At 67.8% G+C, this 11862-nt stretch carries 14 protein-coding genes; 7 read left to right on the top strand and 7 right to left on the bottom strand.

The features are described from left to right. Positions 1–62: 62 nt before the first annotated feature. Together E0H73_RS21575 and ychF are read left to right on the top strand one after the other, a co-directional pair. Positions 63–305 carry a GNAT family N-acetyltransferase gene (locus E0H73_RS21575; RefSeq protein WP_131359309.1) on the top strand — a complete coding sequence of 81 codons (243 nt, stop codon included), beginning with the start codon at positions 63–65 and terminating at the stop codon, positions 303–305. A gap of 40 nt (positions 306–345) precedes the next feature. Beyond that, positions 346–1422, top strand: a complete 1077-nt coding sequence (gene ychF, locus E0H73_RS21570; RefSeq protein WP_131359307.1) for a redox-regulated ATPase YchF — start codon at positions 346–348, stop codon at positions 1420–1422. A gap of 296 nt (positions 1423–1718) precedes the next feature. On the opposite strand, the gene E0H73_RS21565 is transcribed toward ychF, so the two are convergent. Further along, on the bottom strand, positions 1719–2333 hold the full coding sequence (locus tag E0H73_RS21565) for a potassium channel family protein (protein WP_165555762.1): 615 nt from the start codon (positions 2331–2333) through the stop codon (positions 1719–1721). A gap of 808 nt (positions 2334–3141) precedes the next feature. Beyond that, on the bottom strand, positions 3142–3519 hold the full coding sequence (locus E0H73_RS21560; RefSeq protein WP_131359303.1) for a PH domain-containing protein: 378 nt from the start codon (positions 3517–3519) through the stop codon (positions 3142–3144). 539 nt (positions 3520–4058) lie between these two features. Here E0H73_RS21560 and E0H73_RS45920 point away from each other — a divergent pair. Further along, positions 4059–4196 carry a hypothetical protein gene (locus E0H73_RS45920; RefSeq protein WP_238164148.1) on the top strand — a complete coding sequence of 46 codons (138 nt, stop codon included), beginning with the start codon at positions 4059–4061 and terminating at the stop codon, positions 4194–4196. Positions 4197–4246: 50 nt separating this feature from the next. Further along, positions 4247–4972, top strand: a complete 726-nt coding sequence (locus tag E0H73_RS21555) for a class I SAM-dependent methyltransferase (protein WP_131359301.1) — start codon at positions 4247–4249, stop codon at positions 4970–4972. Here the strand turns inward: E0H73_RS21555 and E0H73_RS21550 are convergent. Further along, the gene (locus E0H73_RS21550) at positions 4959–5846 is read right to left on the bottom strand and encodes an aminoglycoside phosphotransferase family protein (RefSeq protein WP_238164163.1); all 888 of its coding nucleotides are present in this window, start codon (positions 5844–5846) and stop codon (positions 4959–4961) included. The two genes, E0H73_RS21555 and E0H73_RS21550, sit on opposite strands and share 14 nt — an antisense overlap. A gap of 64 nt (positions 5847–5910) precedes the next feature. Next, a complete protein-coding gene (locus tag E0H73_RS21545; protein WP_202867491.1) occupies positions 5911–6561 on the bottom strand; it encodes a LysE family translocator in 651 nt (216 codons plus the stop codon). Positions 6562–6660: 99 nt separating this feature from the next. Between E0H73_RS21545 and E0H73_RS21540 the strand changes: the two genes are divergently transcribed. Both E0H73_RS21540 and E0H73_RS45915 read left to right on the top strand, forming a co-directional pair. Next, positions 6661–6846, top strand: coding sequence for a hypothetical protein (locus E0H73_RS21540; protein ID WP_131359297.1), 186 nt, complete (start codon positions 6661–6663; stop codon positions 6844–6846). A 114-nt stretch (positions 6847–6960) separates the two neighbouring features. Then, the gene (locus tag E0H73_RS45915) at positions 6961–7137 is read left to right on the top strand and encodes a DUF5302 domain-containing protein (RefSeq protein WP_165554049.1); all 177 of its coding nucleotides are present in this window, start codon (positions 6961–6963) and stop codon (positions 7135–7137) included. A gap of 84 nt (positions 7138–7221) precedes the next feature. Here the strand turns inward: E0H73_RS45915 and E0H73_RS21535 are convergent, their stop codons facing one another. From E0H73_RS21535 to E0H73_RS21525, 3 genes are read right to left on the bottom strand one after another with little or no spacing between them, the layout of a single operon-like run. Beyond that, on the bottom strand, positions 7222–7611 hold the full coding sequence (locus E0H73_RS21535) for an SRPBCC family protein (protein WP_238164147.1): 390 nt from the start codon (positions 7609–7611) through the stop codon (positions 7222–7224). Beyond that, positions 7553–7969 carry an ArsR/SmtB family transcription factor gene (locus tag E0H73_RS21530; RefSeq protein WP_131359293.1) on the bottom strand — a complete coding sequence of 139 codons (417 nt, stop codon included), beginning with the start codon at positions 7967–7969 and terminating at the stop codon, positions 7553–7555. The genes E0H73_RS21535 and E0H73_RS21530 overlap by 59 nt, the downstream gene beginning before the upstream one ends. A 38-nt stretch (positions 7970–8007) precedes the next feature. After that, complete coding sequence (locus E0H73_RS21525; RefSeq protein ID WP_131359291.1) at positions 8008–9072, bottom strand: class I SAM-dependent methyltransferase; 1065 nt, start codon at positions 9070–9072, stop codon at positions 8008–8010. Between the two features lie 90 nt (positions 9073–9162). Between E0H73_RS21525 and E0H73_RS21520 the strand changes: the two genes are divergently transcribed. Next, positions 9163–11862 carry a LuxR family transcriptional regulator gene (locus tag E0H73_RS21520; RefSeq protein ID WP_131359289.1) on the top strand — a complete coding sequence of 900 codons (2700 nt, stop codon included), beginning with the start codon at positions 9163–9165 and terminating at the stop codon, positions 11860–11862.

Below are 11862 nucleotides of genomic sequence, written 5' to 3'. Positions count from 1 at the left end.
GATCTCTCCAACTGGTCACAGAGTGGAGACGCGGCTTGCCCCCGGCTGGTTCGGACGGCTACATGAATCGGAAGGGGAGGGAGGTCGGCTGGCACTTCGATCCGGACGCGTGGGGGCGCGGGCTGGCGACTGAGTCGGCGGGTGGTGCGATCGCGCGTGGCTTCAAGGCGGGGCTCGATGAGATCCATGCCGTCGTACGCCCGGACAACACGGCGTCACTGGCGGTGTGCCGCCGCCTGGGGATGCGTTCGATCGGCCGCACCAGCCGCTGGTACGCCGCTGAGCTGGAGGCGTTCCTGATCTGAATTGGGGTCCTTGCGCTCTGGCCGCGTACTCTTGACGCCCGTGGCACTCACCATCGGAATCGTCGGGCTCCCCAATGCGGGCAAGTCCACCCTGTTCAACGCGCTGACCAAGAACAACGTGCTCGCCGCGAACTATCCGTTCGCGACCATCGAGCCGAACGTGGGCGTGGTCGGCGTACCGGACGCGCGGCTCGGCAAGCTGGCCGAGCTGTACAACTCCGCGAAGGTGATCCCCGCCACGGTGCAGTTCGTCGACATCGCCGGCATCGTCCGCGGCGCGTCGGAGGGTGAAGGGCTGGGCAACAAGTTCCTCAGCCACATCCGCGAGTCCGACGCGATCTGCCAGGTCACTCGGGTGTTCCGCGACGACGACGTCACCCACGTCGACGGCAAGGTCTCGCCGGCCGACGACATCTCCACCATCCAGACCGAGCTGATCCTGGCCGACCTGCAGACCGTCGAGAAGGCGATCCCGCGGCTGGAGAAGGAAGCCCGGCTGAAGAAGGAGAGCGCGGTCGTGCTCGAGGCGGTCCGGGCCGCGCAGAAGCACCTCGAGGCGGGTACGCCGATCATCGCGTCCGACGTGGACCGCGACGCGATCCGTGAACTGATGCTGATGACGGCCAAGCCGTATCTGTTCGTGTTCAACTGCGACGCGGACGAGCTGGCTGATGAGGCGCTGAAGCAGCAGATGCGTGATTTGGTGGCACCGGCCGAGGCGATCTTCCTGGACGCGAAGTTCGAGGCGGAGTTGGTCGAGCTCGGCGACGAGGACGAGGCGCGGGAGATGCTCGCGGAGATGGGCATCGACGAGCCGGGGCTGGACGTGCTGGCGCGGGTCGGGTTCGACACGCTCGGGCTGCAGACGTACCTGACCGCCGGTCCGAAGGAAGCCCGCGCCTGGACCATCAAGCGCGGAGCTACGGCCCCCGAGGCGGCCGGCGTCATCCACACTGACTTCCAGCGCGGCTTCATCAAGGCCGAGATCGTCTCGTACGACGACCTGATGGAAGCCGGCACCATGACCGCAGCCCGCTCCGCCGGCAAGGTCCGCATGGAAGGCAAGGACTACACCATGCAAGACGGCGACGTCGTGGAATTCCGCTTCAACGTCTAGGCGGCGGGTGTTTGCACAGGTCAGGGCATATTCGCCACCGGAGCAGCCGCACCCTCGCCCGGGTGGTGGCGATCACCTTGTCCGCCAAACGTGTCCGGTTCGCTAGCGCGCGTTGGCCCGGCTAACGCGGTGCAAAACCACTTCAGCGACGCCGCCTTCCGGGGTACCGAACAGGCCGCCAGTTCGTCTGTGGGACTGATCAGAGATGCGACTGCAGTGCCGCGAGCTGCTCTCCAGACAGGTGTTCGCTTGCCGGTAAGCCTGCGGCCAGGCGGTTGCCGTCGGCATCATTCGCGTCACGGGGCTTCCTTCTGCTGCTCCTCGACAAACCAACTTGCCAGCGCGGCGGTCACCGTGCCAACTATGGTGATGCCGCCGAGCATCAGAGCTACGCCCACGATGCGGCCCTCACCGGTCGTAGGGAAGCGGTCGCCGTAACCAACTGTCGTGACCGTGGCGGCAGCCCACCAGAGCGCATCACCATACGAGGTGATGTTGGCTTCAGTGCTGCCCCGCTCCGCATCCAGCACGGCCAGCGAGGCAACGAGCACGAGTAGGGCCGCGCCGGCGACCACGTACGTCGTCGCCCGGCCCCGCAGCGACATCCCTGCGTGCTGCATCCGCGCCAGCACTGGAAGCAGTCGGACGAGACGCATCGGTCGCAACAACGGCAGCACGATCACCGCCAGGTCGACCACGTTCTTCCGGACGAACCGCCGCCGATCCTCCGCCAGAGTCAGCCTGACGAAATAGTCGGCACCGAACAACCCCCACACGGCCCAGCTTGCGACCTCGCAGACCCGGACCCAGGCGGGCGACAGGTCGGGCTGGAGAATCGGAACGGCGTACACGGCCAGAAAGGCAACGGCCGCGACGTCCAGGAGCCAGCCTGTGCGCCGCTCATAGCTCACGACTCCGCCCGCCTGGCGCAGTGCTGGCACGGAGGTGTGGTCGCCAGTTCCTCCTCCGTCGCCTCCCGCCAGTCAGGCGAGTAGTCTGGCCGGTCGCCGGTCAGGTGTTCGCAGCCGTAGAGGTGAAGCCGCCGAGGCGGGTGGTGGTGGTCGGTGACCAGCCAGACTGGCTCGGCCGGCGTCGATTGATGCGCTGCTCGGGGCACGGTGTGACCCCCTCTTGGTGGTTGCCGCCGAGTCCTCGGACTGGGCTGCAACCGGGACCGAGGACGCTTACGTTTCGCAAGCTACGCCCGCGGCGCGTATGGCGGGAACGGCCCGAGCGGTCGTCTGGCGCTTGGAGTCACAGCCGGATAGCGCGGTGGGTGATAGTGACTTGCCGGTGCCGAGCTCGACAAACATCGTCACGCCGCGCGCGTCCCTCACCGCCTGACCGGCGTAGACAGGGCGCGCGCACGCTGTCCATCTCGCCGTACCACGACTCGGTGGTTCCGGGCTCTAGCCGGAAGGGCATTGCCGCCGGTCCCAGGTGCTCGCCGAGCGGCGAGAACTCGGCTACCCCGGAGAGCTTCGCGCTGTACTTGGTGACCGTCACGGCGGCGGTGACCCAGGTCCTCGGCGCTCAGCTCCAGCGCGGCCGACGTTCGGGGCTGCCAATCCCGGCTGACTCTTCAGCCTGCCGCCACCGATACCCGAGGCAAGCTACGCCCGCCGCGGAGCCCGGTGGGAAGGCGACTACCTTCCCGAGTGCCGGGGACGCAGCCCATCGCGTGTTGGGGTCGATCAGAGCGGCTTGCTGCGGGCAGCTTTACCGGCCCGATCCCTGCAGCATGTTCCACAGGATCACGTCGTGGGCGTGCCTGGCTTTCTCGTGCCCGCGGAATGCGACCTCGTAAGTCTTGCCACCGGTGTCGATTGCGATCGTGCTTGAGGACGCGAACTTGCCGAGGAGGTTCTTGTCGGACACGTACGACACCGACCTGATCCGGCTGTACGGGATGCTAGTCACGGCGGCCTGCTTCCCGAGGAATGAGTTGTCCTGGATGATGACCCGAGTATTGGTGAGCCCTATGAACCCGGTACCGCCACCGGTCGCGTCGTAGACCGCGATGATCGTCTCGCCCTGCAGGAGTCCTGCAACGATCCTGTCTAACTGATCCCGCTTGTCGAAGATGACGTCCGCCATGATGACCAATCCCTCGCCGTCAGTGGTAGTCGGGTTTGTGCCGAAGCTGCATTAGGTGCAAGGCACCTGCCTGCACACCCTCAGCCTGTCCACTCGGTCAAGCATTCGATCGCGATCCTCGTCGCGTCGGCCGCGGGATCGGATTCGTCCATACTCGGGAGTCTAGGAGCCAAGCTGGCGAGTCGATACGCCTGAAGGCCGAGGCCTGACGTCGGTGGCCTATCGCGACAGTCGGGCTCTACCGTGGCGGTGATGCCGACCTGTTGGCGCCGGCCAGCACGATTCGCGGTGGACTGGGGGAGTGGGAGGGTTTGGGGGTGCTTACTCCGATCTTGGCCACTGGGGATCCGTATGCGGCTGCTGATGAGTTCGTGGCGAATGGGTGGACGTTGGTGTTTGCCACGCCGAAGGATTCTGGGGATCCGTTGGCTTGTGTGGAGTTGTGTGGGGGGCGGGTGATGCTTGGGGTTGATTCGGAGGAGTTCTTGGCGGTTGAGGCTCGGGGGCATCGTGGGGCGGGGGTGCAGTTTTATGTTGAGGTGCCTGCGGAGGTGATCGAGGCGGTGCATGCGGCGCATCGGGAGCCTGGGGGGATCGAGCAGCGGGCTTGGGGGACGCGGTCGTTCTTGGTGACGCTCGCGGGGTACGACTTCATGATTGCGACTGCGCAGGACTGAGCGCGGAAATGTGGTCGCGGGAGAGGTGCGGGGCGGGTTAGCGTCGCGGGATGGTTGACGCTTTGTTCGGGGTGCCTCGGTTGGTGGCTGTGTATGACGCGCTGGATGCGGGGCGCGAGGATCTGCAGCATTACGCCGCGATGGTGGCGGAGTTCGGCGTACGGCGGGTGCTGGATGTGGGGTGTGGGACCGGGGAACTGAGCTGTTTGCTGGCGGGGCAGGGGGTTGAGGTGGTCGGGGTGGATCCGGCTGCGGCCTCGCTGGAAGTTGCTAAGGGCAAGAAATTTGCCGATCGGGTGCGCTGGATCCATGGGGACGCGACGACGTTGCCGCCGCTGGAGGTTGACCTCGCGGTGATGACGGGGAACGTGGCGCAGGTGTTCCTGACAGATGAGGACTGGGCGGCGACGCTGACCGGCGTACACCAAGCTCTGCGGCCCGGTGGGCGGTTTGTGTTCGAGACGCGGGATCCGGCGAAGCGCGCCTGGGAGGAGTGGACCCGGGACCACACGCACCAGGTGGTGACGGTCGAGGGCGTGGACACGGTGGAGAGCTGGTCCGATCTCGTCGCCGTCGAGCTGCCGTTCGTTTCGTTCCGGGGCACCTATGTGTTCGAGTCCGATGGCGCAGTGCTCACGTCGGATTCGACCCTGTGGTTCCGGGAGCGGGACGAGCTCGAGAAGTCGCTGACGGCCGCGGGGTTCACGGTTGACGAGGTGCGGGAGGCGCCGGACCGCCCCGGCAAAGAGTTCGTGTTCGTGACTACGAAGCAGTGAGCAGCGCGGTCAGTGTGTGGTGGGCGGTGCGGGACATGACCGGGTTGGTCTCGACGTAGTACCAGAGGCACCCGATGGCCTGGGCGAACGACCAGCCCATCCCACGACGCCACTCGTCGTCATCACTGCCGAGAGCTGTCCGGAACGCGGCCCGTGCCGGCGCATCCAGCAGGTTCCAGGCGGGTTGGAGGTCAATAGCGGGATCGGCGACCGTGAAGGTGCCGACGTCAATCACTCCGGCCAGGCGCCCGTCGGCCACGAGCAGGTTGCCCGGCATCAGGTCGCGGTGTGCCCAGACGTCGGGTTCGGTGCGTGGAGTGGTGCGGAGATCGGCCCACAACCGGCCGAGCGCGTCCACGTCGATCATCCCGCGAGAGCGTTGCAGCCCATCGGCGACGTACTCGTCCTGGCTGGTCAGTACGCCGCCGCGCCACGTGCCGGTGAACTCGCGCCCCTCGGTCGGTACGGCGCGCAGCGCGAGTACGAACCGCGCCAGATCCTCGGCGAACGCGGTCGAGCCGGCGACATCGGCGTCGTACGCGATCGTGCCGTTGAGCCAGGTGTAGATCGCCCACGGCAGCGGGTAGTCCTCGCCGGGTTCGCCGATGGCGACCGGTTCCGGCGTCGGGTACGGCGAGATGGCGTGCAGGCGACGGGCAGCGTCGGCCTCGTCGTCGAGATCTTTATACGTCTCGGCGGGATCGCCGGGCTGGATCGGGAAGCGCGCGACCAGCCCGTCGCCGACCCGGAACAACGCGTTGACGGTGCCGTGCGACGGGACCGCCCGGATCGGCAGGCCGCTCCACTCCGGATACTGCGACTCGATCAGCCGCGCCACGAGGTCGGTCGTCACGTCGAGTTGTCCAGGATGCATTGACACGCCCAGCAGTATCCGGGAGTCCATCACAGGCCGCACATCAATAAGCCGTCACACGCGGTCAGTGAGTGGCGAGGGGGCGGGCTTTGTCGGTGGCCAGGCGGATGGCGAAGGCGGCGAGGGCGGTGCCGGTGAGGTAGCGGTGGATGCGCATCCAGGTGGGACGGCGGGTGAGGAAGACGGCGACCGAACTGGCGGTGATGACGAAGATCGCGTTCACCCCGACGCCGACCGCGGTCTGGATCAGGCCGAGGATCATGCTCTGGGTGCCGACGTGGCCGCGCGACGGGTCGAGGAACTGCGGCAGCACGGAGATGTAGAGGATCGCGATCTTCGGGTTCAGCAGGCACGTGAGCAGACCCATGCCGAACAGCTTCCGCGGCCGATCGGGCTCCAACTCCTGGGTCGCGAAGACCGAGTTGCCGCCAGGGCGGAACGCGTTCCACGCAAGCCAGAGCAGGTACGCCGCGCCCGCGAGCTTCAGGGTTACGTAGATCTCCGGAACCAGCGCGAAGACAGTGGCCAAGCCTACGCTTGCCGCCAGCAAATACACCCCGAAGCCGACGCCCACGCCGGCCAGCGAGATCAGCCCGGCGCGCCGACTCTGCGCGATCGATCGCGAGATCAGGTAGATCATGTTCGGCCCTGGCGTGATGACCAGACCCAGCTCGACCAACGCGATCCCGAGCATCGCCTCATTGCTGACCAGCACGTGCGTCCCCTTTCCTCGTCTCGGTCACGAAGCTAACAGCGAGCGACGACAGTCCGCGGGGGTTTTCCTCAGAGTGAGATCGGGGGGTACCTTGCCCGGGTGGGCGACCAGACGTGCATGCGCTGCGGCGAGCAGGTGGAGTCCAGCCGCGACGACTACGAGGTGTTCGAGCGGATGCACTGGGACTGCTTCCACTACGCCTACGAACACGACCTCAACGGTGAGGTCCCCGAGTCCGCGGACTGCGGCCAGCCCGGCTGCCCGTCCGCGGTGAGCGAAGGGTGACGTGACGCGTGCGACAGGCCCGGCGGGAGTGCTGTGACGGTAATCCGCTCGCGGGTGTCGTCACAGTTGGTTAGCGTGGGGTGTGTACGCCTGACGGTTTGTGAAGGAGACGGTATGAGCGACAAGTCCAGCGAGCCGGCGGACGATCTGCAGAAGAAGTTCAAGGAGGCGCTCGAGAAGAAGAACGCCCACAACAACGCGCACCCGGGGTCCGGGACGCGGCGTGAGGGCGTCGGCGAGGCGCACAACGACAAGCAGAGGCGCCAATTCCGGCGCAAGTCCGGCAGCTGATACGCCAACTGTCCATCCATCCGCCTGAGCCCCGGGTTGCCGCCCGGGGCTCGACTTATTTTCTGAACCAGCAGCTGCGCGTGGTCAGCCTCGATCGGTTGCGGGGTCGGGCTGCTGAACGGTGAGCAACCCGACCAGCCGGCCGACCTCGGGCTCCCAGCCCATCCGGTGGTTCGCCGCGTCCTCGTCGGTGGCGAACCCGCTGTGGATGAGCAGCATCCGGGTGCCGTCGGGGACCTCGGTCAGCTCGACCTCCACCCGGGTCGGCTCGTCCTCGGTGCCGTCCCACTTCCAGCTGAACGCCAGCCGGTGCGGCGGCTCGACCTCGAGGTACGTGCCCCGGACGACATGCGGTCCCATCTCGACCACGTAGTCACCCCCGACCCGTACGTCGGCCTGCACCTTCAGCTCCAGGTCAGGGTTGGGGCAGTACCACTGCGTGAGCAACTCCGCCCGGGTCCAAGCGTCGTACACCCTCCCGATTGTTGCCGGCAGCACCCTGTCGATCCGGACGTCTGGTCCCATCCCCGCCTCCTCGCAGCAGTTCTTCCAGTCGGTCGACCGTGCTGTGCCAGTACGCCGTCAGGTCGCCGAGCCACTGCTCGACCTCCGTGAACGCCTCCGGCCGGATCGTGCACACCACGGTCCGGCCGACCTTGCGCCGGGTCACCAGACCCGCGTCGACCAGCACTCCGACGTGCTTGGTCATCGCGGGCAAGGTGATCCGGTGCGGCTCCGCGAGCTCCCCCATGGTCGCGTCGCCCCGGCTCAGCCGGCTCACGATCGCCAGCCGAGTCGGGTCCGCGAGCGCACCGAAGGTCGTCGTCAGCACGCAAATACTTCACCAACTGGTGAACTGTTTGTCAAGAGTCAGGGCCGGACCTCGAAGACCAGGTTGAACGGGGTCTGCGCGACCGTACGGAACCTGGTGAACCCGGCGGCCGTGGTGACGTCCTGGATCCGCGCCGGGCCGGCTTGGGTGCCGAGTGCCAGTCCGACCGGTTGCGAGAGGGATGCCGGCGTACACAGCAGCGTGGAGAAGCCGTAGTACGCACGTCCGACCGGGTTCAGGTTGTCTTCGACCTTGTCACCGGCCATTGGCTCCACCAACATCCAGGTGCCGTCGGGCGCCAGCGCCTCCCGCACATGACGGGCCGCACCGACCGGGTCGCCCATGTCGTGCAACGCGTCGAATGTCGTGACGAGGTCATAGCCGGACCCGCTGAATCCTGAGGCGGGAGCCACCTCGAAGGACACCCGCTCGCCAAGGCCGGCCTCGGCTGCACGCATCCGCGCGGTCTCGATCGACTCCTGGTGGTAGTCCGAACCGACGAACGTCGATTGCGGGAACGCGTTCGCCATCAGGATCGTGGACGCGCCATGTCCGCAGCCGATGTCGGCCACCGTCGCCCCGCTCTCCAGCTTCGCCACCACGCCGTCCAGCGCGGGTAGCCAACTGGTGAGCAGGTTCGCGTTGTACGACGGCCGGAAGAACCGCTCGCAGCCGACGTGGACGTCCGAGGTGCGCTCGTGCCAGCCGATCCCGGCGCCGCTGCGTGCCGCCTCGATCATCTCCGTGGTGTGCTGCACCGTGCCCAGCGCGATCTGGAAGAAGCCCGGCAGGTACGCCGGACTCTCCGGGTCCGTCATCGCCACGGCCTGCTCCGGCGGCAAGGTGTACCGGCCGCTGTCCGCGTCGTACTCGACGAAGCCGCCGGCTGCCTGCGCGTTGAGCCACTCCCGCGCGTACCGCTCGCTCGTGCTGGTCCGCTCGGCCAACTCGCTCGGAGTCGTCGGACCGTGGTCGGCGAGTGCCTGGTAGTAGCCGAGCCGGTCGCCCATCACGACCAGCGCCGCGTTCAGCGTCGCCCCCACCTCGTCCACCGCCCGGAAGACGAACCCCATCAGCTTGTCGCCGTCGATTGCAACAGTCATTTGCTTGTGCCCCCTTAGGTTGTACGGCGAACCTAGGTAGCCCGGACAGGCCATCGCATCAGGTGGGGCACCTGGTGCACACTGCAAAACATGCTCATCGGGCGGGAGGCCGAGCGCCGGGTGATCGAGCAACTGGTCGCGGGGGCGCGGGTCGGCACCGCCGGAGTGCTGCTCGTCACCGGCGAACCCGGCATCGGCAAGACGACCCTCCTCGACGAAGCCGCCGCGACGGCCCATGGACTGCGGATCCTGAGAGCGCGCGGCACCGAGGCCGAACGCGAACTCCCGTTCGGCGCCCTGCTCCAACTGCTCCGGCCCGCACTCTCCGACCTCGATCGCATCCCCGGTCCGCAGCGGTCTGCACTGGCCTCCGCGCTGGCAATCGGACCTGTCACCACAGCTGATCGGTTCGCTGTCGGAGCGGCAACGCTGAGCCTGATCTGCCGGTACGCCGAAGAGGCGCCGCTCGCACTGATCATCGACGACGCGCATCTACTGGACCGGCCGTCCGCGGAGGCGCTGCTGTTCGCGGCACGGCGGTTGGTCGCCGATCCGATCGTGCTGCTGATCGCTGCCCGCGCCCAGGAGCAGCATCCACTCGCCGAGGCGGATCTTCCAATGCTCCACCTCGACGGCGTTCCGCTGGAGACCGCGCAGGCGATCTTGCGCGGCCTGCCGAGCGAGCTGGTCGAGCAGCTACACGGCACCGTGGCGGGCAACCCGCTGGCACTCCTCGAGCTCGCCGCCGACCCGGACCACCTTCACCGCATGCCGCCAGGTGCGCCTCTCCCGGTGCCAGTGCTGATCACAGAAGCCTTTACCGCAAGGGCAAACCGGCTCAGCCCAGACGCACGTACTGCGCTGCTGGTGGCCGCCCTCGACGACAGCGAACTCGGTGCGGTCGCGAGAGCCTGCCAAGAGCTCGGTGTGGACGTCGCAACGTTGCAAGAGGCCGAGATGGCTGCGCTCGTCGCCATCCGTGACGGCGAGGTCCAGTTCCGGCATCCACTGGTGCGTTCGGCGATCTACGCCAGCGCTGGACCGGCAGAGCGTCGTACTGCGCACCGGGCGGTCGCTCGGGTCACGGTGGATGCGGACAAACGGGCCTGGCACCTGTCCGAGGCTGTGCTGGGAACCGATGACCAGGTCGCAGCCGGGTTGGACGCCGCGGCCGAGCATGCCGCCGCTCGCGGTGCGCACGCCGTCGCGGCGACGGCCTACGAGCGCGCAGCACGCCTGTCCGAGGGACTCCACGACCGGGCAGTCAGGCTCGTCGCGGCGGGCGAGGCGGCCTGGTCGGCCGGGCTGGCAGACAGGGCGGACTCCCTGCTCGACGACGCGTTGGCACTCCAGCCACCGTTGCAGGTCCGGATAGGTGCACAGGAGGTCCGCGGCGACATCGCGGTCAAGTGTGGATCCCCGAGCCGGGCCCGCGACATCCTCGCGGCCGCGGCCGCCGAGTGCGAGGACCCGGCGGTTGCGACCGGACTGCTCGCCGACGCGGTCGGTGCCTGCCTCCGGATGTGCGACGCGGCGGCAGGCCTGGAGCTGGCGCACCAGATCGACCGCTTGCTCCCCAGCGTCGAGCGGCCCGGTCCACGCATCATGGGCATGCTCGCCAGTGGCGTCGCCAAGGTCCTCGCTGGGCAAGGAGGTACGAGTCAGATCCGGGCTGCGGTTGCCATGACGCCGTCGGTGGAGCTGGATCGGGACCGGCGCCGGCAGGTGTGGATGGTCCTCGCCGCACTGTTCCTCCGTGAGAGTGGCACCGGTCGAGGGCTGCTGCAGCAGGCCATGCTCGAACGGCGGGAGCAGGTCGCTCTCGGCACGCTGCCCGGTCTGCTGTTCGTGCTGGCCCGTGACGATGCGACGACCGACCGTTGGACCGACGCGATGGCGGCGTACGACGAGGGGATCCGGCTGTCCCGCGAGACCGGCCAGATGACGGAGCTGGCGATGAACCTGGCCGGACTGGCCTGGTTGTCGTCGCACCAAGGTCGTGCGGAGGGTCAGGACCTCGCCACCGAGTGCCTGCGGATCTGTGCGGAGCGGGAGATCCACCTCGGCACGCTCTGGTCGCTGTTCGCGCTCGGCGACCTGGAGCTGGGCCGTGGCGCTCCGGCCCTGGCGCTGCCGCAGTACGAGCGGCTGGTCGACGTACTGGCTGCCAACGGTCTCAAGGACCCTGATCTGTCCCCGGCACCAGAGCTGGCGGAGGTCTATCGACGGCTCGGCCGGACTCAGGATGCAGAGCGCGTGGCTCAGGAGCACACCGTGCTGGCTGAGGCGAAGGGACAGCCGTGGTCGCTGGCGCGGGCGGCCAGGGCGCGCGGTGTGGTCGGGGACAACGAGCAGGACTTCAGGCAAGCGCTCGCTTGGCATGCGGAGACCCTCGATGTGTTCGAAGCGGCTCGGACGCGGCTGGCGTACGGCGCATGGCTGCGGCGCGCGAGACGGCGAGTGGATGCGCGGGCGCAGCTCAGGCTCGCCGTGGAGGCGTTCGACGCACTGGGCGCAGCGGGGTGGGCCGACCAGGCTGCGATGGAGCTGAAGGCGACCGGAGAGACCGCACGACGCAGAGTGCCGAGCACCGCGGACGAGTTGACGCCGCAGGAGCGGCAGATCGCGCTGCTCCTCGCGGACGGGCAGAGCATCCGGGAGGCGGCGGCCGGGCTGTTCCTCAGCCCCAAGACCGTCGAGTACCACCTCCGCAAGGTCTACGCGAAACTCGGCATCCACTCCCGGACCGAGCTCGCGGAGCAGCTGAAGTCCGGTCCGTTCCGAACGTAG

The sequence above is a fragment of the Kribbella pittospori genome (assembly GCF_004331465.1).
Classification (GTDB): domain Bacteria; phylum Actinomycetota; class Actinomycetes; order Propionibacteriales; family Kribbellaceae; genus Kribbella; species Kribbella pittospori.
Note: the sequence above shows the minus strand (reverse complement) of the source record. Positions and strands in the feature narration are given on the sequence as shown.

Excerpts from the sequence above, each read along its gene's own strand:
- E0H73_RS21575 (WP_131359309.1), top strand. The coding sequence starts at position 63 with ATGAATCGGAAGGGGAGGGAGGTCGGCTGGCACTTCGATCCGGACGCG.
- E0H73_RS21560 (WP_131359303.1), bottom strand. The coding sequence starts at position 3,519 with ATGGCGGACGTCATCTTCGACAAGCGGGATCAGTTAGACAGGATCGTT.
- E0H73_RS21555 (WP_131359301.1), top strand. The coding sequence starts at position 4,247 with ATGGTTGACGCTTTGTTCGGGGTGCCTCGGTTGGTGGCTGTGTATGAC.
- E0H73_RS21550 (WP_238164163.1), bottom strand. The coding sequence starts at position 5,846 with ATGCATCCTGGACAACTCGACGTGACGACCGACCTCGTGGCGCGGCTG.
- E0H73_RS45915 (WP_165554049.1), top strand. The coding sequence starts at position 6,961 with ATGAGCGACAAGTCCAGCGAGCCGGCGGACGATCTGCAGAAGAAGTTC.
- E0H73_RS21525 (WP_131359291.1), bottom strand. The coding sequence starts at position 9,072 with ATGACTGTTGCAATCGACGGCGACAAGCTGATGGGGTTCGTCTTCCGG.
- E0H73_RS21520 (WP_131359289.1), top strand. The coding sequence starts at position 9,163 with ATGCTCATCGGGCGGGAGGCCGAGCGCCGGGTGATCGAGCAACTGGTC.